Raw genomic sequence first — 22,620 nt, forward strand, 5'->3', positions numbered from 1 at the left:
CAATCCTTAAATACACCGCCGATCCCTACGATAAATTACCGGCCATTGTGTACTGGTTGATGGGTTCTCTTGGGCAGATAACCTGGTCGCAGCTTGCCTGGTCGGTGCCTGTTGTGGTGGTGGGCAGTGTTTTGTTGATCCTGCAGGCACAACGCTTGAACATCATGAGTCAAGGCGATGAAGAAGCGCAAAGTCTGGGCGTGGCGGTGATTCGAACACGCATCAGTATCATTGTTCTCACCACCATTCTATCGTCGGTCACCGTGATGCTGGCGGGCATGATCGCCTGGGTGGGACTGATTGTGCCGCATTTGACCCGCTTGCTTCTGGGTGCTGATAACCGGCTCGTGTTGCCCGGTTCGGTGTTGATCGGCGCCATTTACCTGATGACTGTAGACGTGCTTTCGCGGAGCTTGTTCAGCGTGGAAATCCCGATCGGTATTCTCACCGCGCTGATTGGCTTGCCGATTTTTGCCGGGTTATTGCTTCGGCTGGGTGCGAGTGGCTGGCGATAAGATGATCAGGCTCCGTCAGTTATGTGGTGGCTATCGACAGCAACCCGCGTTCGGCCCGATTGATGTTGAAATACAAACAGGCGGCATTGTGGCCTTGCTGGGTGGCAATGGTTCGGGCAAGACAACCCTGATCAAAACCCTGCTCGGTTTGCGTGCACCGCTATCGGGCGAGGTTTTCTGGAATGATCAACCGCTTGAGCGCATCTCCCTGGCGGAACGCGCCCGCTTGTTTGCCTATGTGCCACAACATCATCGCGTGGGATTTGGTTTGCGCGTGCTCGATGTGGTGGCCATGGGCGGGCAGGCGGGCATCATTCGGGCGCGTAGTAAAACTGCGACAGAACGCGCATGGCATGCGCTGGAACAGTTGCGGCAAACTCATCTGGCCGAAAAACGGATTACCGAGCTATCCGGCGGGCAACAGCAACTCATTCTGATTGCCCGCGCGCTGGCACAGCAAGCCCAGACACTGGTGTTCGATGAACCGGTCAATCACCTCGACTGGGGGCATCAACAGCGCCTGCTTGAATTGATCGCAAGCCTCGCCGACGATCAGCGCACCATCGTGTTCTCCACGCATCATCCCGATCACGCGCGGCAGGTCGCACAACGCTGCATCTTGCTCAAGGAAGGGCAGCTATTTGGCGATGGTTTGTGTCAGCAGCACTTAACCCCGCATTGTTTGCATGAACTTTATCAACTGGATTTTTAGCATGGTTTACTTCACACAAGCAGAAATTGAACAGTGGCTCGCAGAAGACGTGCCTTATCACGATGAAACGACCCGCGCGCTTGGCATTGGACACAAACAAGGCGTACTGGACATCCGGGCGCGGGAAACCGACTCGGTACTCTGCGGCACCGAGGAGCTTATTAAAATGGCCGACCTGCTGGGTCTGCATGTAGTGTTCAGTCAGCCTTCGGGCTATCAGCCAAGCCGGGGTGAGCGGGTTTTTAGCGTATCGGGTAGTGCGGCGATGTTGCACCGATGGTGGAAAGTGGCGGTGGTCTTGTTGGCGCACGCCAGTGGGGTGGCCAGCCAGACACGACGTGTGGTTCAGGCGGTGCAATCGGTCAACCCGGCGCTCCATGTGGCGACGACGCGAAAAATCATGCCGGGGAATCGCAAAATGATGGTCAAAGCCGTGCTCACGGGCGGTGCGATCATCCACCGTTTGGGGTTGTCCGAATCCATTCTGGTTTTTGCACAACATCGCGCGTTTCTGCCGCCCAGCGTGACGCTCTTTGACTTGGTGCAAAAATTAAAAGCCGCGAGCCCGGAAAAACGCATTTTGCTTGAAGCCGAATCGGTGGCCGAAGCCATTGACGCGGCAAAAGCACGCGCGGACGTGGTGCAATGCGATAAATTGTCGCCCGATATTCTCAAGGATCTCGTGGTTCAGCTTAAAAGAATCAATCCCAGAATAGTTGTATCGGCAGCGGGCGGCATCACGCCGGAGAATGCCGTGAACTTTGCCCGGACGGGCGTCGATTTACTGGTCACCAGCAGTGTCTACCACGCGCCGCCAGCCGATCTTGGCGTGATCATGACGCAGGATTGAACAATCAAGAAAGCCGCTGCCGGTTGATTCGATCGGTTTTTAATGAAAAAAAGTGCTTGAGAAAACGCGGCACAAATGCCGTTTTTTTCGAGCACAGGGATGAGGTTCGGCAAATCCCCCTTTTTTTCAAAGGGGGAGTCAGACCTTACTTAAAAGTTGGCTTGCTGCGCTTCGAGATACGCGATGCTGGTCCATTTGGCCACGCTGTCTTCGTAATCGGGCGTGGTTTTACTGTATTCCTGCATAAACGGCGTGGCTTTGACCATCAAGGTAGCTTCCTTGATGCTCTTGTTTTCAGCCTGCGCTTTATTTGCCGTGTTGTAGATGGTTTCAAACAGGTTGATCTCGTCATCCAGAATGCCCTTTCCGGGGTTGCCATGCGCCGGAACATACAGTCGATCAGGCATACGCTCCTTGATTTTATGCAACACCTTGATGCCTTCGATGAAACTGCCTTCGTCATCCCCCATGCCGGCCATACGGTGATCCATGATCACATCGCCCATGTGCACGATGGGTGTGCCGCTGATTTCGATAATCAAGTCATACGGCGTGTGGCACTTGCCCAAATGGTGGATTGTGAGTTGCCTGTCGCCAAAATCCAGCACATCGCCATCTTTTACATAATGCGTTGGCGGTACGATGCGCGTGCCAACGGTTTCGTTATCGGTGGTTCTGAGCAGCATTTTGATCCACTGTTCACCGAGCACATTCTTGATGGCTTCGGCGGATTCTTTCATCGAGTACAGGGGAATCCCCGGATACGCTTCGGCGAAGGCCTGGTTGCCCATCCAGTGATCACCGTGATAATGCGTGTTGATCACGGCAATCACCGGTTTGTCGGTTACCGACTTGATCATGCGGATGGCCATTTCACCGATACGGACGGACGCACTCGGATCGATCGCCACCACGCCTTTTTCTGTCACGATGAACATGATGCTGGTGAAAAACCCCTTGTTCTGCGGCGTTGGAAACTTATCCTTCGCGTGAATCAGGTACACGTTTTCAGCCAGTTTGGTGGGTTTGACATCGGGCACAACCGGGCCCATGACGGCTTTGCCTGCGGTATCGGCCATGGCGGCCTGCTGCAGTAGCTCGGGTGTCATCAATGAAAGCGCGGAAATACCCAACAGCCGTTTGAGCAAATCTCGACGTACTTCGTCTTGTAAGTTTTGGGCAGTGGGTACATCAGCATGGTTCGAATTCTGGTTGTTCATCGCAAATTAACTCCTCGTCGATATTTTGCGCGTCGCTCGGTGCGGCGCGGCCATCAATACAGCATTGCCCGCCAATTCGGGGTTGCGGTATCAGACGAACGTTCTTAAGCAATTCACGTGCCACGATATGTTTTTATAAACTGTTCGCTTGGTCTGTTTTTAATCGATCGATCCGATCAAACACTCTTTAACTTGCGCCATAACGTGCTGGGGTCGATGCCCAGGCTTTTTGCTGCATGAGTGCGGTTGCCACCGTGCTGGTACAGCACGTACTTGATCCAAAAGGCTTCCACTTCATCCAGGCGAGCCGTATCCGGCCAGGGGAAAGACTTGGGTGCCGCTTGGTCCGTTAAAACCTGTTGCAGCCCGGGGGAGGCCGAGGCAACTTCAGTGGGTAGATCCTCCAACTCGACTCGCTCCCCCTTGGCGACGATCAACGCCCGTTGAATGGCGTTATCCAGTTCGCGCATATTGCCCGGCCAGTGGTATCGGCGCACGGCTTCAAGCACGCCCGGTCCGCAAGCTTTGATCGGGCGATTTAACTGGGTGCAGGCGCGCAATAACACCTGTGCCGCAATCTGGGGGATGTCTTCGACCCGTTTGCGCAAGGGCGGCACCTCGATCGGGAACACGTTGATCCGATAGAATAAATCTTCCCGGAACGTTCCCTGTTCGACTAACGCCATCAGTGGCTTGTTCGTTGCAAAAATCAGTCGGACATCCACGGCGATCGGCTGGTTGCCGCCCACGCGCATAAATTGCTTTTCCTGAATGAAATGCAGCAAACGCACCTGCAAATCCATCGGTGCGCTGTTGATTTCATCTAAAAATAAAGTGCCGCCGTCAGCGGTTTCCAGAAGCCCGATTCGCCGTGCCGCCGCGCCGGTGAAAGCGCCCTTTTCGTGGCCGAATAATTCGCTTTCCAGCAAGCTTGGCGTGAGCGCACCGCAGTTGACCGCAAGAAACGTCTTGTTTGCACGCGTGCTTTGCTCGTGCAAATACCGCGCAAGCATGGATTTGCCCGTCCCGGTTTCGCCCTCAATCAGCACGGGGAGCGGCGATGGCGCCACTTGATGCACCAGGCGCAGGGCACGCTGCATGACCATGCTCTCGGCGATCGGCGGCATGGTCTGTTCAGAAAAAAGCGCCTCTGATCCGGTGCGATGCGCCAATCGCTGATGATGCCGCGCCAACCGCAGCAGTTGCGAGAGTTGTTCTTGTTGGGTAGGGCGGCCATCTTGCGGCAAAAAAACTTCGGCAAAGCCGCCGCGGTACAACGAACGCAGCATCACGGCATCGGGTTCGTTGAGCACCGCCGCCGCAATCAAGTCGGCTCCGCTCGCACGACTACCGGCCAGCAGCGTCAATCCATCTCTGAACGCTCGTTCATTCGCCACAAAAACCAGCAATAAATCGTGCGGATGGCTGGCCAGGCGAAATTGGGCGGATGTCCTGTCATCCACACGCTCCCAGCGGATGCGAAACGAATCATCTGCATCCAATAAGGACAGCATATCTGCAATGCGTGTCTCGCAGCCTTCGCCGGCATAAATCAGGATGTGCAAGGGGGAATCGGGCAAAACAGATTGAAGATCAGGCATGAAAGAGGAGGTACCAGAAGAATTCGATATATTCTTATGAATATTACGCCATCCTGACCACATACACCACACAGAGGCGGCTTGCTTGTGTTTCGCTATGTATGGCAAAACACAACGATGATCGCATTTCGCAATAGTTTCGCTCTGCTCATTAGTACCACATCGATTGTTACCGGGATCCTCTCTTCCTTAATTCTTCAAACCGCTTCACGAATAGCAATGAGCTGAATTCTGTTTCCTGCCAGATCAAGCCGGGTTGACCCGATCAACGCATAGTGGGCCTGTGGTAATCCAGAATGGAAAAAGCTGTTTTATCCGCGCCAGATCAGGGTTTCAGGATTCTGGCATTGCCTTTGCATTAGAAACCTCTGATTAACCCCTTCGTGTCCGAAGATGAGCTGTCGAAGATGTGACTGCAAAACAGCAGATCGCTCTTAACGGTTCATTGCCCGAAGCTTCTGTTGCGTTATTACGTACGGCGGTTATTGGTTCAGTTGTATGGCAGGTCGGTAGGTTTTGCCTGCTTCGCGTCGCGCAAAGGGGTTAATCAGGTTTCTTGATAGGTCAAGCCACGAGGCGATTGCCCATTCGGTAGAAAAAACAGTAGGAGACGCAGTTCAATGAGACAAAAAGTACAGCTCGGCTTGGCAGTTACGCTAATCAGCGCAGCCATGCCCGCTTTTGCCGCCAATCCGGTTAATCAAGGCAACGATGCCTGGGTTGAAATGCAGCAACGCGTGGAACAGGCCATGCCGCCCGAGGCGAATCCCGGCGCGTTCACGATCGATGATGGCAAGGCGCTTTTTTTCAAGAAGGCCGGGCCGAATAACAAGGATTTAAGCACCTGTGATTTCGGCCTCGGTCCGGGTGTCGTTAAAGATGCTTACGCCCAATTGCCCCGTTACTTTCCGGATACGGGACGGGTAGAAACGCTGGAAGGACGACTGCTCACCTGTATGGAAAAAATCCAGGGTTTTACGCCCGAACAGGTCAAGGAGAAATTCCTGATGCCCATGTACAAAACCTCAGGCGAGGAAGACGGCACCGGCTCCGACCTGGTTAGACTCACCACCTATATCGCGGCTCAGTCCAATGGCGAGCCGTTCAAGATCAAACTCGATAACGCGGAAGAGAAAAAGTCATACCACCTCGGTGAATACATGTTCTTTCATCGCTGGGGGGAAATGGATCTCAATTGCGCCACATGCCACGCGTATAACGAACGGACTGTACGCGGTGTGCCGTTGCCAAACCTGCTCGATACGCACACTGCCGGCAAAATTGCAGCCGCCTTTCCGGCTTACGTTATCAAAGACGGCACCATGCGAACTCAGTGGTGGCGAAATGAGCGCTGTGTGATGGCCATGCGGTTACCTTGGATCGAGACCGGCTCACCTCTGGATGCGGCCTTGACTCTATTTTTGCGGATTCAAGCCACAAAGAGTGACGTCAAAATCAATATCCCCGGCGTGAAGCCAAGAGCTTGAGGTATCCCCATGAACAAACAAATCACTTCCATTATCGGCGCGAGTATTTTTCTCATGGCACAAGGCAATGTGCTGGCTGCCGATTCTGCTCTGCCCGATGCACCCAGTTGGGCGGAATCACAAAAACACATTTCCTACGATGAATTCATGAAGGCTGCCAGACAAAGCTTTCCTTATGCGACGCCTGAACAATACAAACTGCGTGTAGAAAATGACTTTACCCTGAAAACCTGCAACGCCACGCTCGATCAACCGAATGCAGAACAATCGGCTGCGATTGTCAAATTCGAGAAAGCGCGCTTGAAGATGCCAGCCGATGGCAAGTTGCTTGGCGACTGGAAAAACGGTGAAGTTGTGGCACGCGGAACGACGGGTGATCGCATTGGTTTTGCCGATGCCGATAATCCCAATCACCCCAACGGGGCCAACTGTTTCGCCTGTCATGTCATGATTCCCGGCCAGCCCGGTGGGAATATGGGGCCGAGTCTGGTCGGTTATGGCAAGCGAGGTCAAAGCCCTGCGATTCTCAAATATACCTATGAGCATGTCTACGATGCCAAAATGCTCGTGCCCTGCACCATCATGCCGCGCTACGGTGGTGAGGGACATCTACTGACCGCCAGCCAGGTCGCCGATATCGTCGCTTTTCTGACCGATCCGCAATCGCCGGTCAATCAACCAGAAGCGGCACAAAAACAGTAAGCGATTCTGTCCGATGCCCTGTTTGCGCGTTTATGTGCCGATCTTGGACTGCACCGAGATCGGTAACGTGCGATAACAGGTTCTAAACTATTGAAAACCGTGCTTGTCACGGTTTTTTTAGGCCTCCCAAAAAAAACCAGCCTTGCGGCTGGCAAAAATCAAGAAGCGTCGTTCACTCACTTCTTGGGGGCGCGGTGCGCACTCAACAAAACATCGAGCGGGCTAAGAAGAACAATTCCTTTTGCGGGTTTTACGCCAAAACCCTCATGAGTTAAGGCGTCCCTTTGGTGGTTGGGCCACTATGCTAGGGAACCTCTGATTGAATCCTTCGTGGCCGAGACGGGCTTTTGAGGGATGAGTCGCAAGGCGCGGCGCGAAACGAATGGTTATTCCATTCGTGAGCGGCGCAACAAAGCGAATCGCCCTCAAAAGCCCGTCCCATGCGGGTTGCTGCCCAAAAGCCGCAACACTTCGTTATCGGCCTTGGCATCGTAGCGTAAACTACGACCTGCGGCCTCTGCCTCGTTTTGCGGCTTTTGGATCAGCAACTCGGCTCACGAGGGATTCAATCAGAGGTTCCCTGAAGCACGGTCCGTGCCAGATATGTTTATATAAACATATCGGAAACTGCTGTTCCCTGAAATATTTCCCTTTGCGCCGGTGTTTGCCTGTTTATTCAGGAACGATCTGAATCATTCCATCCTGAAATTATCAGTGGGCGAAAATCAAAAATTTTGCTTTTATTGTTATTTATAAACAACAACCTATATAGTTTTTCGTCAGGATGTGTTTCTGTGCCGCACGCAATTTCTGATTTGATTTGGGATTACTTGGCAATAAGTGCTTTGGAGTCTACCTATTGAAGCGCCCAGCCAAGACATTGCTGGTTTTAATCAGAGGTTTCGGGGCAATAAAAAACAGTTGTTGGTCTTTTGAAATGCAACGGTCTTGTAATTTGAAAGGCTCGTATTGAATGAATTCAAGCCCGCGCGGGCCAAGTCAGGCGAGCACCGCGTGGCGCAAAAAATTCCGCCCGATCAGTTGGGCGCTGAGCCAGCCCAGTGAAAGCCCGATCAACCCGAGCAGCGCGGTCAGCATCATCGGGGTGATCACGGTGATCTGAGTGCCGTATTCCGCCGCGAATTGATTGATGGGTGCCGTGAGCATCGTCAATAGCGTGTAGATCAAGCCGCTGGCCACCAGGCCGCCCAGCAGCCCCATGATGGCGCCGTCATAAAGTAATGGGCGAATCATGTACCGCCGTGTACCGCCGATCAGCGCGATCAACGCCAGCTCTTCACGACGTTTCTGTAATTCGAGCCGCAGTGTGTTGCCGATCACGGAGACCACGGTAAAGCCGAACAGGAACATCAACCACCAGCTCAACTCGTCGAAAAACTGGCTGATGGTTTGCAGTCGCTTGACCCATACGCCACTCTCCGAGAGATTCTCGACCAAGGGGTTGTTACGGATCTCTTCCCGCAGCGCGAGGCTGGCCTGGTCGGTCGGGTTCTTTAATTTGAGAACGACGACGGTCGGGAGCGGGTTGGGAATATCACTGTCCAGACTATCGATGTTCAGGCGACGGGCGAGATCTTTAAGCCCCTGTTCCGGCGGAATGACGTGCGTGCTGCGCACATTGGGTTGGCTCTGCAGCCATTGGGTGAAGTCCTTTACATGGGTTTCATCGGTGCCCGTTTTGAGATACACGTTCACCTGCCCCTGTTCGGCAGCCCAGGCACCCCCGATGTGCTTGATCTGGGCGGCCAGCGTCATCAAAAATCCCGGCAGCGCCAGCACGATGGCTATGGCGAAAATAGTGGCCCATGCGCTCAGCGGGCGGCGCACCAGATGCCATAAGCCGTCCTTGAGGCAGCGTGCATGGTGCCGTTTCCAGGCGTTGAGTGCACTGGTCTTCGTTCTGGCCGTTCGGGTCGGTGTGCCGCTCGGGATTTTGGCCGAGGTCGAGTGGTTCTGGTCCATGCTCAGAAAGCTTCCTCTATCTGGGCAATCCGCCCTTGATTCAATACGATACGGGGCACGGCAAAGGTCTTTAATAAATGCAGGTCGTGGCTCGCGATCAACACAGTCACGCCGATGGCGTGAAAGTCGGCGAACTGGTTGAAAATCTCGCGGGAGAGTTCGGGGTCGAGGTTGCCCGTGGGCTCATCGGCCAGCAGGATCTTGGGGCGATTGACCAGCGCGCGGGCTATGTTGACCCGCTGCTGCTCACCACCGGAGAGTTCATCCACGCGAGCGCGTTGGCGCGCAAGCAGGCCGACCTTGTCGAGCGCCGCTTCGACGCGTCGGCGGATGTCTCGTGGCTCGAAACCGGCAACCTGCATGGGCAGGGCCACATTATCGAACACCCGCCGGTCAGGCAGCAGGTGATGATCCTGAAACACCACGCCGATTTGACGACGTAACTTCGGATACTGATGCCTGGGCATTTTTTGCAGATCATGCCCGCCGATGCGCACCGTGCCGCTGGTGGGATGATCCAGCGCGGGAATCAGTCGCAGCAGGGTGGATTTTCCCGAACCGGAATGGCCGGTAATGAACACCATCCGCCCTTCGGGAATGTGAAAACGCACGTCCTGCAAACCAAAGTGGCCGTTACTGAAGCGGCGGCTGACGCCATCGAATTCGATCATATGTCCTCGCGATCCAGCAGGGCATCGACATAACCTTTCGGGTCGAACAGTCGCAAATCGCCGATTTGTTCCCCTACGCCGATGAAGTCGATCGGCAGCTTCAATTCATCGCTAATGGCGAACAGAATGCCGCCCTTGGCCGTGCCATCGAGCTTGGTGACGATCAATCCGGTCACGCCGACCGCCTCATGGAACTGACGAGCCTGATTGAGCGCGTTCTGGCCGATGCTGGCGTCGAGCACGAGCAGAATCTCGTGTGGCGCGCCGGGAATCGATTTGCTGACGACCCGGACCAGTTTCTTCAATTCTTCCATCAGGCCGCCTTGCGTATGCAGTCGACCGGCGGTGTCGGCAATCAGCACATCCATATTCCGGGCGCGCGCCGATTGGGCGGCATCGAACAGCACCGAAGCGGCGTCTTGCCGCCCCGGTTCGCCGATGACCGGGATCTGGTTGCGCTCACCCCAGGTGATCAGTTGCTCGACGGCGGCGGCGCGGAAGGTATCACCCGCGGCCAGCATCACCTTGTGCCCGGACTGCTTGTAATGGTGTGCCAGTTTGCCGATAGTCGTGGTTTTCCCGGCACCATTGATGCCGCAGACAACGATAATGTGTGGCTGCTCCGTGGGGACGGGGCGGGGTTTTTGTACGCGTTCCAGCCGCTCTACCATCAGTTGGCTGAGCGTTTCGAACAAGGCTTCGGCATCGTTGATCTGCTTGCGAGAAATCTGCTGATGCAGGGCATCGATCAGCGCGCGCGTAGTCGCTTGCCCGACGTCGGCCATGATCAATCGGGTTTCGACCTCTTCGAGCAGTTCGTCATCGATGGCCTTTTTGCCTAGGAACAGATCGCCCAAGCCTTCGGTGAAGTTGTTGCCTGCCCTTGCCAGTTGTTGCCAAAATCGGGATTTGGGCTTTTCCTGTGTAACGGGTTGTGGCGCCGGTTGGATGGCTATCTGCGTTGACGTTTCCGCCGGTTCAGGTTCTGTGGCGATGGCCGCGGCAATAGATTCGGGTTCGACGGCTTTTGGCGCTTCGACCGGTTCTTCTGCAGTGGCCGAGTCATTTGATTCGACTACTGGGGCGTCGACTGAAGAATCAACCGGTGATTCGATCGCAGCATCGCCGGGCACCTGTTTTTTCTTCCGACGGAGAAATCCAAACATTTTAAAGGCCTTCGTGAATGAGATAATCCATACGGGCAGCACACTACACCGTCTATGGATCATATTAACATGGGCGTCATGCCATCAATGAGCTGATGCCGATGATGAGCAGGGTTTAACATCTCCGCTGTTCTTCAATCGCTTATAGACAAGAGGGCGCCTCGAAAAACCGTCACGAGCGGCCCGAGTGCAAGGCGGCCGGAGCGCAGCGACCGAGACATATCAAATAGATAGGTGAGGGAGCGAGCACCGCCCAACGCAGCAATCGGGTCGCGCAGTAGGTTTTTCGAGGTGCCCAAGAATTCAGGCGCGGCTTTGAGTCGTCAAATCTCCGGGGTGAATTTTGAGTGCCAAATCAAGGAAATCGCGAATCTCGCATGGTGAAGAATCAGGGGATGGATTCGGCGATACGTTCGTGAAATCTTCGCCTCGTTCCTTATCCGGCCAGGTCGTCCGTGGCAAACAGGTCGTGCGCGTGACGGGCGGGGAAATGCGCTCCCGGCGTTTGCATTTTCCTGCCATGCCGGGCCTTCGCCCCACGCCCGACCGGGTGCGAGAAACGCTGTTCAACTGGCTTGGGCAGAATCTCGATGGCTGGCGGGTGCTGGATTTGTTCGCCGGTAGCGGCATTCTCGGTATCGAATCTATTTCGCGCGGTGCACAGTGGGTGGGATTGATCGAGCAATCGGCCCGCGTTGCCGCCGAGATTCGCCACAGTTTGAAATCAATGTCGGTGGCGGATGAGCGGGCGCGGGTCTGGTCGCAGGATGCATTGGGTTGGCTGCGTCAGGCGCCGACTCAATTCGTGCCGGGGGAGCGGATCGATCTGGTGTTTCTTGATCCACCATTTGCTCGTCTTGACTTGTTGTCTGAAGCGGTTGAGCGCTTGCAGCAGGCTGACTGGATGGCGGATGACGCCTACATGTATATAGAACAAAGTGCCCAAGAGGCGAGCATTCAACCCGTGGGTTGGGTCAGATTGCGCGAAGGTCGAGCCGGAGAGAGTGCGTTTGCGCTATGGCGGCGGGAAACGGTGTTACCGCCAAGCGAGTAGGGATAAAGAGTCTTCTTTGAGCGCGCTCAGGCATCGCCCAGGGAGCGACGACGATCAGCCGGCGCACTGGTCTTGCCGCTAGCCGCATAAACGGCGGTGTCGCTGCCATCGGCTGCATTCGTCAAAAGGTTGACGCGCTCTTGGATAAATAGACCCAGACGGGCAATGACCATCTGGTGTTCCCGGGTGCGTTCGTCCAGTTCGCTGATGAGCGGTTGAAGCGCCAGCCACGAGGCGAGGTGGTTGGTGAATTCTGCCCGGTCAATGGCCGTGAGGGCTTGATGCATGTCCTGTCGGGCGTTAGATTTCGTAGATGATGAGTTGATCGGCTGGGCCGCAAGCCATGATTGACGATGCAGCTCAGCCTCTTCGAGGCGGGCGTGACCCTCTCGGATGGCGATGATCACTTCATCCAGCGAAGCCCCGGAATCCGTACGATCCGGGGCGGCGAGCATATCGGCCAGTTTTTGATGCGCATCCGTTAAACCGGTAACGGCTGCCGCCAGATTTTGCAGCATGACCTGCGTGTCCATCTGGACAGAACGAGGAGATGAAGCAGGGCCTTGGCTCATGAGCCGGAGTTTTCCATTTCCATGAATTTCTGGGCGATTTTTTGTGGGTCAATGCTGTACTGACCGTTGGCGATCATGCTCTTGATCTGGTCGACCTTGCTCTGATCGAAGCTCGGGCTGCTGGCAAGCGTCTGCGTGAGTTGCTTCATGGCAGTTGCACCGGATGACAGGTTGACACCTGTGTCTTCTGAAGTCGATTCGGGCGCGGCACCTTCCCCACTTGCAGCGGTGGGCTTACCTGTGTTTTTATTATCCACAGCGGGGCTGCCATAGCCGTTCTTACCGCCAAACCCATTGATTATGCTCATCTCTATCCCTCTTTAAGTATGCCTTGGTCAGGATGGATGCCGATCTTCACTTCAGATTCACGCCTATCCCGATTCCACGTATGCACACTATGTCGGCCAACTAAGTGCAAACTTTAACGCATAGCTGAAAAATTACGGCAATCTGATTGCTATACCTAATCGCCAAGACACCGCGCCGGTTCATTTTATGACTACCGTATTGGCGTCGCGTACAAAACCTTCAACCAACTGACCTGAACGACTGTTCTTCACCATGATTCGTTGGCCGACCCCTGCATCAGCCTGTGCAACGCCTTCAGTAGACACGCTCACGTTGCCAGTACCTGCAATGACAGTGACATGATCGCCCCGATGAATCACTTTGGCGATACCCAAATCCTGCTGGGATAGTATCTGGCCTGCCTGCATGGGCCTTGTGACAATCTGTCCGATGGCTTCATCGGGGCTGGTCAAATAAGCATTGACCTGCTGGTTGGCGTTCACGGGTGTGGTGGTCAAATCTTCTGCGCTGATCGTGGCGCCCGGCGCCAACGGCCGCGCGAGACTGATGGCGTTGACCATGGTTTGAATTCGAGCGGGAACATAAATCCGCCAAGGATTTGACCCTTCGCAGGAAACTTTCAGCGTGATGCGCCCGCCGCGTGGCACGGTGAGGTTATTGCTGCGTACTTGTAAGGGCTGATCGCATTGTTTCAGTTGCAGTCGCGGGTCGATCGGGTTGATGTAAAAATGGGTATTCGTATCGGTTTGATAGTGTGTTTCCAGAAAGTCCTGCGCCGCTGACTCTATGGACGCACGGCTTTGAAATGCCGTTCCCTCAGGCCCCGCAGCCCATGCCGATTGGGCGCAAACCCACACCGCACTGAGAAAGCAGGCGATGAATGCATTTGGTTTTTGACCCTGCCAGATGGAAAGGCGAGCCGAGTGATGTGATGGTCGGATGGGCACTGTGCTGATTATCCCCAAAAGAGTGAACTGAAAAATATTCAGGTAAGAAGCTATCTATGTTTACCTAAAGCAAAATACAAGCCATGTCAGGGTGTTGCTGGTCGATTTTCTGGCTTTTGCCGTGATGCGCTTTCATAGGCCATTTCATGGAGAATCATCGTCTCCCGGTGGTACAATCGCCGCACTTTAGTTGGCGTGACGCTGTGTTTCGTCGTCGATTTTGTCCCCTGATTCCATGCACCATGAGCAGATCCACTATGCAGATTTTCTTTGGCAACGCAGCCGTTTGTGATTTTCGTCTGGCAAAAAAACTGGCTTCGATTCAAGCTGTTGCGCCTTCAGTTACCCGGATTATTGCGCGATTCGTTCATTTCGCGGAAGTAAAACCGGGCGTGAAATTATCGGATGCGCAAACGCATGTGCTGCATGATCTGTTCAATTACGGTACCGCGCTGGAAAGTTGGCCGGACGACGTTGTCAGCGTGACGGTCGCGCCGAGAGCGGGCACGCGCTCGCCCTGGTCGAGCAAGGCGACCGAGATTCTGCAGATTTGCGGTATCGATGCCGTATCACGGGTCGAGCGGGGCATTGAATACGCACTGGTCGGCCTCGATGCGCTCGATCGTGCCAGTCGGGAAGCCGCAAGTGCGTTGCTGCACGACCGGATGACGGAAACGGTGTTTGACCATTGGGGCGATGCAGAAGTGCTGTTCGCCCATCAGCTACCCGCGCCGTTGACGGAAATTGCCTTGTTGCAGCATGGCGAATCGGCCTTGCATGAAGCAAATCAAACCCTTGGTCTGGCGCTCTCCGCCGAAGAAATCACCTATCTCGTCGGCGCCTACCGGGAACTGGGCCGCAACCCGACCGATATCGAGCTGATGATGTTCGCGCAGGCGAACTCCGAGCATTGCCGCCACAAGATTTTCAATGCCGACTGGACGATCGATGGCGAGGAACACGATCTGTCGCTGTTCGCCATGATTCGCAATACGCATCGGCACAACCCGAACGGCACCTTGAGTGCTTATAAAGACAACGCGGCGGTGATTGCCGGTTGGCCGGGAACGCGCTTTGCCGTGGATGTCGACAGCGGCGAATACGGCCAGACCGACGAGCCGATCCACTTTCTGGCCAAGGTGGAAACCCATAACCACCCGACCGCCATTTCCCCCGATCCCGGTGCCGCCACCGGTTCGGGCGGGGAAATCCGTGATGAAGGCGCGACCGGGCGGGGCGGTAAGCCCAAGGCGGGTTTGAGCGGGTTCTCCGTCTCCAATCTGCGGATTCCGGGTTTCGAGCAGCCGTGGGAGGCCATGACGCCTGCGGGCAAACCCGATCGCATTGTGACTGCGCTCGACATCATGCTCGAAGGCCCCATCGGGGCGGCGGCGTTCAACAATGAATTCGGCCGTCCGGCGCTGGCGGGGTATTTCCGTAGCTTCGAATTGCAACCCACCATGAGCGACGGCTCGCATTCAGTCGTTCGTGGCTATCACAAGCCGATCATGATTGCCGGTGGCCTCGGTGCGATTCGTCCCGGCCTCGTGGAAAAGCAACCCATTGCCGATGGTGATTTGTTGATCGTGCTGGGTGGCCCGGCGATGCAGATCGGCTTGGGCGGCGGCGCGGCTTCATCGCAAACCAGCGGCAGTGGTTCGGCGGAACTGGATTTCGCCTCGGTGCAGCGCGCCAATCCGGAAATGCAGCGTCGGGCGCAGGAAGTGATCGACCGTTGCATTGCCCTGGGCGACCGCAATCCGTTGGTATCGATTCACGATGTCGGTGCGGGTGGATTGTCCAATGCCTTCCCGGAACTGGTCCACGATGCGGGTTTAGGCGGGGAATTCAATCTGCGTGCCATTCCGAACGACGAGCCGGGCATGTCGCCGCTCGCCATCTGGTGTAACGAATCCCAGGAACGCTACGTATTGGCGATCCGCCCCGCGAGCCTGCCGCTATTCACCGAACTGTGCGAACGCGAACGCGCGCCCTTTGCCGTGATCGGTACGGCCACCCGCGAACAACACCTCACCGTGCGCGATGCGCATTTCGACAACGCGCCCATCGACCTGCCGATGCATACCCTGTTCGGTCATCCACCGAAAATGCACCGTACGGCCCTGTCGCTGCATCCGCATTTCGCCGAGATCAAGACCGACGACATTCGTCTCGATGAGGCGATCAATCGTGTGTTGAGCTTGCCGACCGTGGCCGACAAGCGCTTTTTGATCACTATCGGTGACCGCAGCGTGGGTGGTCTGGTGGTGCGCGATCAGATGGTCGGACCGTGGCAGGTGCCCGTTGCCGACTGCGCCGTCACGGCGACCGATTTCTACCACGAAACCGGTGAAGCGATGGCGATGGGCGAGCGCGCTCCGATAGCCGTGCTCGATGCCCCGGCCTCGGCACGGATGGCGATTGCCGAAGTGCTGACCAATATCGCCGCCGCACCGATCAAATCCACAGCCGACATCAAGTTGTCCGCCAACTGGATGGCGGCCTGCGGCCATCCGGGTGAAGATGCCGCCCTGTATGCCACCGTGCGTACCGTGGGCATGGAATTCTGCCCGGCACTGGATATCGCCATTCCGGTCGGCAAGGATTCGCTGTCGATGAAGACTCGCTGGGCGGAAAATGGCGAAGCCAAAGAGGTCGTATCGCCCGTGTCCTTGGTCGTGACCGGCTTTGCGCCGGTTAGCGATATTCACGCGGTTTTGACGCCGCAGATTCAGCCGATCGACGACACTCATCTGTTGCTGATTGATCTGGGTTTTGGCAAGAATCGGCTGGGCGGTTCCGCACTGGCGCAGGTGTACGGCCAAACGGGGCAAATCCCGCCGGATATCGCCGCCAAGCCGCTCAAGGCACTGTTCGATACCATCCAGTCCCTCAACGGGCTCGGTTTGTTGGCCGCCTATCACGACCGCAGCGATGGCGGTTTGCTCACCACGCTGCTGGAAATGGCATTTGCCGGTCATTGCGGCCTGGACATCGATTGCGGCTCATTGGGTGGCGATCCGTTGGCCGCCTTGTTCAATGAAGAAGTCGGTGCGGTGATTCAGGTTCGCTCTATTGATCTGGATTTCGTTCGTGATCAATTTGCCGAAGCTGGCCTTGCCGATGTGCTGCACGATCTGGGTAAGCCCGTCCACGATAAAACGGGGCAAGATAAGACCGGGCAGGGCGACGACGTGCATATCCGCTGGCGCGGCAAGTTAGTCTTTTCGGCCAAACGCCGAGATCTGCATCGCACCTGGTCGAAAACCAGCTACCTCATGGCCAGCCTGCGCGACAATCCGGAATGCGCGCAAAGCGAGTACGACCGTTTGCTGGAAGAATCCGATGCGGGCCTTGGCGCGGCCAAAACCACATTCGATGTGCGCGAGAACGTGGCCGCGCCGATGATCGCCAGCGGCAAGCGCCCTAAAGTGGCGATCCTGCGCGAGCAGGGCGTCAATGGCGAAGTCGAGATGGCCGCCGCGTTCGATCGGGCCGGGTTTACCGCCGTCGATGTTCACATGAGCGATTTGCTGGCGGGTCGGGTTTCTCTGGCCGATATGCATGGCTTGGCTGCTTGCGGCGGCTTCTCGTATGGCGACGTGCTCGGTGCCGGTTCCGGCTGGGCCCACGCCATTCGTTACAACGCGCGTGCGTTTGATGCCTTCAGCGCCTTCTTCAATCGGGAAGATACCTTCGCGCTGGGCGTGTGCAACGGTTGCCAGATGCTCTCGCAACTGCACGACATCATCCCCGGTGCCGAGAGTTGGCCGCGCTTCGAGCGCAATGTGTCCGAGCAGTTCGAGGCCCGACTGGCTCTGGTCGAAATCCTGCCATCACCTTCGATTTTGTTCGACGGCATGGAAGGCTCCCTGCTGCCGATCACGGTGGCGCATGGTGAAGGTCAGGTGCGCTACCGCAATCCGCTCGATGCCGAAGAAGCCTACAACACCCTGCGGTATGTCGATGGCAATGGCATCGCGACGGAAACCTATCCCGCCAACCCCAACGGATCATTGTGGGGGCAAACCGGCTTTTGCACGGAAGATGGTCGCTTCAATATCCTGATGCCGCACCCCGAGCGCGTCTGGCGTCGCAGTCAGTTCTCCTGGGCGCCGAACTCCTGGTCGCAGGGCGCATTCGACGATCACCGTGCCGAGGAAGGGCCATGGTTGCGTCTGTTCCGTAATGCCCGTCGCTGGGTGGGTTGATTCCGTGCGATCAGGCGGGGTGTAACCGTCATGTCCTTGAAATTTAATCCGCCACCCGTATTGGTGCTGATGACGGGGTCGACCCTATGGGGCACGACCTGGATCTGGCTCAAGGCGATCGACGGGATGGGTATCGGCCCGCTTCTGCTGGCTGCGCTGGCCTATGGGATTCAGTTTCTGCTGCTCTTGCCCTGGGTGTTGCCGCATGTGCGCAAGCGCTGGGGGTCGGGTGAAGCGCCCATGGCCTGGTATGGTTTGTTCGCGTTGGCGCTACTCAGCGGTATTTCCGGAACCGGCTTCACCATTGCCATGATCTTCGGTGATGTGGTGCGCGCCATGTTGCTATTCTTCCTCATTCCCGCCTGGGGTGTGATCATGGGGCGGATCTTCCTGCACGAACCGCTCACGCCCACGCGCATCGTTGCTGTCATACTGGCACTCGGTGGCGCGGTGGCGATTCTGGGGCCGGATATCCAAACCAGTGCACCGCCCGCACAGGAGCCGTTCTTCACCTTGTTCGGTTTTTCACTGCCCGATTGCGCCGCGCTGATCGCAGGGTTGACTCTCGCCGGCGCAAATGTGCTGTTTCGCCATATGCAGGGTGAGCCGATGCTGGTCAAGCTGTCGATCATGCAGATCGGTGCCGTGCTGTTCGCCCTGGGCGCCTTGGTGTTCTTCCCCGAGCCCGTCGCGGCCATTACCCTGGGCGGGGTTGTCCATAGCCTGTTGTATGGCTCGACCTTGCTGCTGGCAGCCATGCTCTGCACGCAATATGCGGTTGAACGTTTACCGGCAGGGCGCTCATCCATTCTCATGACGCTCGAATTGCTGGTCGGCAGCCTGACCGCCATCTGGATCGGGCACGAACATCCGTCGCTCTTGGTCTGGCTGGGCGGGGCGCTGATTTTGGCCGCCGCCTTGCTCGAAGCCACCAGCCAGCAGGAAAAATCCGCGTGAACCAAGCGGTGCATCTGGGTTTGAACCCGCAACAATCCGCGGCAGTAACACACCTCGGCAGCCCGCTGCTGGTGCTGGCCGGCGCCGGTTCGGGCAAAACACGGGTGATTACCGAAAAAATCGTGTATCTGATCGAAAAACAGGGCATTCCCGCGCGCCATGTGTACGCGGTCACGTTCACCAACAAGGCGGCCAAGGAAATGGTGGCGCGAACGGCGGAGCGATTACCGCCCGAGCGGCGTCGCGGGCTCAACATCTCGACCTTTCATACATTGGGGCTGAACTTCATCCGCCGGGAATACGCGGCGCTCGGTTTGCGCGCGGGGTTCACCGTGTTCGATTCGGACGATAGCCTCGCCCTGTTCAAATCCTTGATCGGGCACAGCGAATACAAGGACGTGATCGACCCGAAAGCCGCCCAGTGGCAAATTTCGCAATGGAAAAACGATCTGCGCAGTCCACAAACCTGCATTGAACAAGCCATGGATGAAGAAACCCGCGCACTGGCCGGGCTATTCGATCAATATCAGCGCCAACTCACTGCCTGCAATGCGCTGGATTTCGATGACCTGATCGGTCGCCCGGTCGCGCTGCTGCAAAACGATGCCACCGTGCGCGAGCGCTGGCAGGCGAGGGTGCGCTACCTGCTGGTGGATGAATATCAGGACACCAACACCACGCAATACGAGCTCGTGCGGCTGTTGGTCGGCAAGATCGGCGCGCTCACGGCGGTGGGCGATGATCACCAGTCCATCTACGCCTGGCGCGGCGCCAAGCCGGAAAACCTCAACCGGCTGGCGGACGATTTCCCGAATTTGCACCGCATCAAGCTCGAACAGAATTACCGCTCGGTCAACAGCGTGCTCAAGGCCGCCAACCACCTGATCGCGCTGGATACCACAACCGCATCCAAGCAGCTCTGGAGCGACATCGGCCCCGGCGAACCGCACCGCGTCATCGTTGCAGCCACCGCAGAAGATGAAGCTGAGCGTATCGCCACCGAAATCCTGCATCGGCATTTTCGCGCGCAAACCGAATACCGCGACTTTGCCGTCCTGTTTCGCGGCAATCATCAGGCCCGGTTGATCGAGCAGGCGCTGCGTAAACTCAATATCCCCTACAGCCTTACCGGCGGGCAATCGTTTTTCGAGCGGGCGGAAATCAAGGACGCGATGAGTTACCTGAAATTGCTCGTCAACCCGGACGATGACGCGGCCTTCCTGCGCGTGGTCAACACGCCCCGGCGCGAAATCGGCCCGACCACCATCGAAAAGCTGGGCGGTTACGCCCGCGAGCGACGCAGCTCACTGTTTGCCGCTGCGCGTTCAATCGGAATTCAAAGCGTGCTCGATACCCGCGCGGCGGATCGGCTGAACCGCTTCTGCGACTGGCTCGAAGGAATACGCGCTCAAAGGGATCGTGATGCCATCGACGTAATCCGGCAGGTGTTCGACGCCATCGATTACCCTGCCTACCTGCGTGAGCAGGAAAGCACCCCCAAGGCCGCCGACCGCCGCTGGCAAAATGTAGAAGAATGGCTCGATTGGCTCGCCAAAATCAGTACCGATAGCGCTGACAATAACGAAATCATGGATTTACCCGCGCTCGCCCAGCGCATGACCCTGCTCGGCATCCTCGATCAGCAAACCCGCGAAAAGGACAGCAATGCCGTCGCCCTGCTCACGCTACACGCCGCCAAAGGGCTGGAATTCGGCCACGTGTTCATGGCGGGGATGGAAGAAGACATCCTGCCGCACCGCGACTGCATCGAAGATGAGGAACGCCTCGCCGAAGAGCGCCGCCTGTGCTTTGTCGGCATCACCCGCGCTCGGCTCTCACTCACCTTCACCCTGACCAAACGCCGCCGCCGCTATGGTGAATGGAAAGACACCGAACCCAGCCGCTTTTTAGATGACATTCCCGCCGACCTGCTGCAATGGCAGGGCGAAGGCATCGAACAACCCAAGGAAGTCAGCCAAGCCCAGGGCCGAGAACATCTGGCCAGTATTCGGGCGATGTTGGGGAAGTGAGTGGGACGTTTCTGCGTGCTGGTCACGGCCTAACTGCTTAATCTCCCAATACTTCGCGGTGCAGAACAATTCGGCGAATGCTCCGTTTGTCGTCGAAAGGCACGACAATATCTGGCTCATCACGCTCAATTAAGTCTAGCTCGGGCTCCTTTGATGTCCCGAGTAAGTCGACATATGTACCGTAGTCAATTGAATAGATGTTGTACCGAACACCAGGATTGTCTTTGTCAGCATATCCACGCTGCATAGGATGGATTACACGCGCATCAAAAAGGCGTTGGACTATTGGGTGACGCTCCAACTCACGTGGTAAAAGAAACGATCTTGCTCGTCTTTTCCCGATTACATCGTCGACAATCTTCCTTAGGACTCCCTGAAGTTCATCGTCCAAGTATTGAGCTTTATCTTGTTCAAACCATTGACGGGCACTATCTACTATCGACAATTTATCAATCGAATCTCGGCCTCGGCGTTGTGAGTCAAAAAAGGCTTTAGTAAATATATTGATGAGGTCGCGCACAACACCTTCGCAGGCTCGGGAAAGCTCAGCACAAGTGGCTCGCTCCGTGAAGAGACGCGAGGCAAGTTGGCGCCCTGAACTGACGTTAAAAGTTTTTTGCAGGTAGTCTTCTTCGAGTTCGCTAGTTAGATGCCTAAATAGCATGTCCGCATAGACGTCCGTTATCTGGTTGGGGTTTCTATCAAAAACATAGTAGTCATCCAAATCAGGCGCAGTGGCTATATCGGCTCCAAGTTCAAATCCAATGAGTCCGTTTGGAGTGTGGTTGGAGAATTTGCACCTGTACTCAAGTGCAGAAATTTTCATTGTCGCTTCTTTGAGAGGGAGCACACCTCTCTTTAAAAATTCGGCAAGATAGGGCTGAACATCAGCCGGAAGGGACGACCACTCGTCAACCAAAATGACGATATTTGTCTCGGCAAATTTCAATACATCACGTAGATGGCGATAGAGCTCTGGAAAAATAATTTTGTCTTCCGTCTCGACGGTGTATTCGGTATTTTGTCGGTCATTCCGAGCGTGTGTACTACATACATTGGTGCCAAGTTTGACTTCCGCCATCCCTTTTGGACTGAGTGCTATTGTCCCATTTACACCAGCTTGAGTTGATCTCTCATCTATCGCTTCAGTTTCGACACGGTTGGCGCGGAGTTTTGTCAGTGGCTCAGTGACAATTGACTCCAGTCGGACCGCCGCCTCCCAAGCATCATTCGCCTGTGCACTTGGGTATTCAACAATGTGCTCAAGCAATGCATGGTGTATTGCTAACAAAAAATCCCTGAATAGAGCGAGGCAGCGGCGCCCAATTGGTAGCGTCTGATCTGAGAACTGACTGGTGCTCCCGAGGGTGCGGCAATCAATGTAGACAACTGTGAGATTGCTGTCTTCGAGGAATGCTGTTTCGAGCACCTTCATGACATGAGTCTTCCCAGTACCTCTTCTGCCATAAAAGATTTGATGATTTCGATTGCGAAGTTGTGGAAGTAAACCAACATCAACATATGTGTTAACGAGCTTTGTGATGTCAGTTTGCCGTTCCGATCGTTGCATGATTCTAGATACTGCAGCTTGTAGTCTTGGGTCTTGGATCACAAGTTAAGCTCCATTTTTTTA

General features: G+C 55.9%; 19 protein-coding genes. 9 read left to right on the forward strand and 10 right to left on the reverse strand.

What is annotated here, in order from left to right; translation table 11 throughout:
- The 3 genes from PHD44_RS08130 to modD all read left to right on the forward strand — a co-directional run.
- Window positions 1-515: iron ABC transporter permease (locus PHD44_RS08130; RefSeq protein WP_300190159.1), on the forward strand; the 515-nt coding region annotated here is incomplete at its 5' end.
- Window position 516: 1 nt separating this feature from the next.
- Window positions 517-1,227: an ABC transporter ATP-binding protein gene (locus tag PHD44_RS08135; RefSeq protein ID WP_300190162.1), complete on the forward strand. Its 711-nt coding sequence runs from the start codon at window positions 517-519 to the stop codon at window positions 1,225-1,227.
- Between the two features lies 1 nt (window position 1,228).
- Window positions 1,229-2,077: a ModD protein gene (gene modD, locus PHD44_RS08140; RefSeq protein WP_300190165.1), complete on the forward strand. Its 849-nt coding sequence runs from the start codon at window positions 1,229-1,231 to the stop codon at window positions 2,075-2,077.
- Between the two features lie 149 nt (window positions 2,078-2,226).
- On the opposite strand, the gene PHD44_RS08145 is transcribed toward modD, so the two are convergent.
- Window positions 2,227-3,297: an MBL fold metallo-hydrolase gene (locus PHD44_RS08145; protein ID WP_300190168.1), complete on the reverse strand. Its 1,071-nt coding sequence runs from the start codon at window positions 3,295-3,297 to the stop codon at window positions 2,227-2,229.
- A gap of 176 nt (window positions 3,298-3,473) precedes the next feature.
- Window positions 3,474-4,898 carry a sigma-54-dependent Fis family transcriptional regulator gene (locus PHD44_RS08150; RefSeq protein ID WP_300190203.1) on the reverse strand — a complete coding sequence of 475 codons (1,425 nt, stop codon included), beginning with the start codon at window positions 4,896-4,898 and terminating at the stop codon, window positions 3,474-3,476.
- A 620-nt stretch (window positions 4,899-5,518) separates the two neighbouring features.
- Between PHD44_RS08150 and soxA the strand changes: the two genes are divergently transcribed.
- Window positions 5,519-6,385 carry a sulfur oxidation c-type cytochrome SoxA gene (soxA, locus tag PHD44_RS08155; protein WP_300190206.1) on the forward strand — a complete coding sequence of 289 codons (867 nt, stop codon included), beginning with the start codon at window positions 5,519-5,521 and terminating at the stop codon, window positions 6,383-6,385.
- Between the two features lie 9 nt (window positions 6,386-6,394).
- On the forward strand, window positions 6,395-7,087 hold the full coding sequence (gene soxX, locus PHD44_RS08160) for a sulfur oxidation c-type cytochrome SoxX (protein ID WP_300190208.1): 693 nt from the start codon (window positions 6,395-6,397) through the stop codon (window positions 7,085-7,087).
- A 425-nt stretch (window positions 7,088-7,512) separates the two neighbouring features.
- On the opposite strand, the gene PHD44_RS08165 is transcribed toward soxX, so the two are convergent.
- The 4 genes from PHD44_RS08165 to ftsY form a co-directional block, all read right to left on the reverse strand.
- Window positions 7,513-7,635 (reverse strand): hypothetical protein, encoded by a 123-nt coding sequence (locus PHD44_RS08165; RefSeq protein ID WP_300190211.1) that lies wholly within the window; start codon window positions 7,633-7,635, stop codon window positions 7,513-7,515.
- Between the two features lie 451 nt (window positions 7,636-8,086).
- A complete protein-coding gene (locus PHD44_RS08170) occupies window positions 8,087-9,070 on the reverse strand; it encodes an ABC transporter permease (protein ID WP_300190213.1) in 984 nt (327 codons plus the stop codon).
- Window positions 9,071-9,072: 2 nt separating this feature from the next.
- Complete coding sequence (gene ftsE / locus PHD44_RS08175; RefSeq protein ID WP_300190216.1) at window positions 9,073-9,741, reverse strand: cell division ATP-binding protein FtsE; 669 nt, start codon at window positions 9,739-9,741, stop codon at window positions 9,073-9,075.
- Window positions 9,738-10,907 carry a signal recognition particle-docking protein FtsY gene (gene ftsY / locus PHD44_RS08180; RefSeq protein ID WP_300190219.1) on the reverse strand — a complete coding sequence of 390 codons (1,170 nt, stop codon included), beginning with the start codon at window positions 10,905-10,907 and terminating at the stop codon, window positions 9,738-9,740. Before ftsY ends, ftsE begins: the two co-directional genes overlap by 4 nt.
- 415 nt (window positions 10,908-11,322) lie before the next feature.
- Between ftsY and rsmD the strand changes: the two genes are divergently transcribed.
- Window positions 11,323-11,961, forward strand: a complete 639-nt coding sequence (rsmD, locus tag PHD44_RS08185; protein WP_300190222.1) for a 16S rRNA (guanine(966)-N(2))-methyltransferase RsmD — start codon at window positions 11,323-11,325, stop codon at window positions 11,959-11,961.
- A gap of 26 nt (window positions 11,962-11,987) precedes the next feature.
- Here the strand turns inward: rsmD and PHD44_RS08190 are convergent, their stop codons facing one another.
- The 3 genes from PHD44_RS08190 to flgA form a co-directional block, all read right to left on the reverse strand.
- The gene (locus PHD44_RS08190) at window positions 11,988-12,533 is read right to left on the reverse strand and encodes a hypothetical protein (RefSeq protein ID WP_300190225.1); all 546 of its coding nucleotides are present in this window, start codon (window positions 12,531-12,533) and stop codon (window positions 11,988-11,990) included.
- Window positions 12,530-12,841, reverse strand: a complete 312-nt coding sequence (gene flgM, locus PHD44_RS08195; RefSeq protein ID WP_300190226.1) for a flagellar biosynthesis anti-sigma factor FlgM — start codon at window positions 12,839-12,841, stop codon at window positions 12,530-12,532. The genes PHD44_RS08190 and flgM overlap by 4 nt, the downstream gene beginning before the upstream one ends.
- A 180-nt stretch (window positions 12,842-13,021) precedes the next feature.
- Window positions 13,022-13,789: a flagellar basal body P-ring formation chaperone FlgA gene (gene flgA / locus PHD44_RS08200; RefSeq protein ID WP_300190228.1), complete on the reverse strand. Its 768-nt coding sequence runs from the start codon at window positions 13,787-13,789 to the stop codon at window positions 13,022-13,024.
- Window positions 13,790-14,031: 242 nt separating this feature from the next.
- On the opposite strand from flgA, the gene purL reads away from it, so the two are divergent.
- The 3 genes from purL to PHD44_RS08215 are packed head-to-tail and all read left to right on the forward strand — an operon-like array spanning window position 14,032 to window position 20,987.
- Window positions 14,032-18,000 carry a phosphoribosylformylglycinamidine synthase gene (purL, locus tag PHD44_RS08205; protein ID WP_300190230.1) on the forward strand — a complete coding sequence of 1,323 codons (3,969 nt, stop codon included), beginning with the start codon at window positions 14,032-14,034 and terminating at the stop codon, window positions 17,998-18,000.
- A 30-nt stretch (window positions 18,001-18,030) separates the two neighbouring features.
- The gene (locus PHD44_RS08210) at window positions 18,031-18,957 is read left to right on the forward strand and encodes a DMT family transporter (protein ID WP_300190233.1); all 927 of its coding nucleotides are present in this window, start codon (window positions 18,031-18,033) and stop codon (window positions 18,955-18,957) included.
- Complete coding sequence (locus PHD44_RS08215; protein WP_300190235.1) at window positions 18,954-20,987, forward strand: UvrD-helicase domain-containing protein; 2,034 nt, start codon at window positions 18,954-18,956, stop codon at window positions 20,985-20,987. Before PHD44_RS08210 ends, PHD44_RS08215 begins: the two co-directional genes overlap by 4 nt.
- Before the next feature lie 37 nt (window positions 20,988-21,024).
- Here PHD44_RS08215 and PHD44_RS08220 read toward each other — a convergent pair whose 3' ends face one another.
- Window positions 21,025-22,422 carry a hypothetical protein gene (locus tag PHD44_RS08220; protein WP_300190238.1) on the reverse strand — a complete coding sequence of 466 codons (1,398 nt, stop codon included), beginning with the start codon at window positions 22,420-22,422 and terminating at the stop codon, window positions 21,025-21,027.
- Window positions 22,423-22,620: the final 198 nt, after the last annotated feature.

It is taken from the genome of Halothiobacillus sp. (genome assembly GCF_028710545.1).
GTDB lineage: Bacteria > Pseudomonadota > Gammaproteobacteria > Halothiobacillales > Halothiobacillaceae > Halothiobacillus.

Excerpts from the sequence above, each read along its gene's own strand:
- purL (WP_300190230.1), top strand. The coding sequence starts at position 14,032 with ATGAGCAGATCCACTATGCAGATTTTCTTTGGCAACGCAGCCGTTTGT.
- PHD44_RS08210 (WP_300190233.1), top strand. The coding sequence starts at position 18,031 with ATGTCCTTGAAATTTAATCCGCCACCCGTATTGGTGCTGATGACGGGG.
- PHD44_RS08150 (WP_300190203.1), bottom strand. The coding sequence starts at position 4,898 with ATGCCTGATCTTCAATCTGTTTTGCCCGATTCCCCCTTGCACATCCTG.
- PHD44_RS08220 (WP_300190238.1), bottom strand. The coding sequence starts at position 22,422 with ATGAAGGTGCTCGAAACAGCATTCCTCGAAGACAGCAATCTCACAGTT.
- PHD44_RS08135 (WP_300190162.1), top strand. The coding sequence starts at position 517 with ATGATCAGGCTCCGTCAGTTATGTGGTGGCTATCGACAGCAACCCGCG.
- ftsY (WP_300190219.1), bottom strand. The coding sequence starts at position 10,907 with ATGTTTGGATTTCTCCGTCGGAAGAAAAAACAGGTGCCCGGCGATGCT.
- PHD44_RS08190 (WP_300190225.1), bottom strand. The coding sequence starts at position 12,533 with ATGAGCCAAGGCCCTGCTTCATCTCCTCGTTCTGTCCAGATGGACACG.
- soxA (WP_300190206.1), top strand. The coding sequence starts at position 5,519 with ATGAGACAAAAAGTACAGCTCGGCTTGGCAGTTACGCTAATCAGCGCA.
- modD (WP_300190165.1), top strand. The coding sequence starts at position 1,229 with ATGGTTTACTTCACACAAGCAGAAATTGAACAGTGGCTCGCAGAAGAC.
- soxX (WP_300190208.1), top strand. The coding sequence starts at position 6,395 with ATGAACAAACAAATCACTTCCATTATCGGCGCGAGTATTTTTCTCATG.
- PHD44_RS08145 (WP_300190168.1), bottom strand. The coding sequence starts at position 3,297 with ATGAACAACCAGAATTCGAACCATGCTGATGTACCCACTGCCCAAAAC.
- flgM (WP_300190226.1), bottom strand. The coding sequence starts at position 12,841 with ATGAGCATAATCAATGGGTTTGGCGGTAAGAACGGCTATGGCAGCCCC.
- PHD44_RS08170 (WP_300190213.1), bottom strand. The coding sequence starts at position 9,070 with ATGGACCAGAACCACTCGACCTCGGCCAAAATCCCGAGCGGCACACCG.
- ftsE (WP_300190216.1), bottom strand. The coding sequence starts at position 9,741 with ATGATCGAATTCGATGGCGTCAGCCGCCGCTTCAGTAACGGCCACTTT.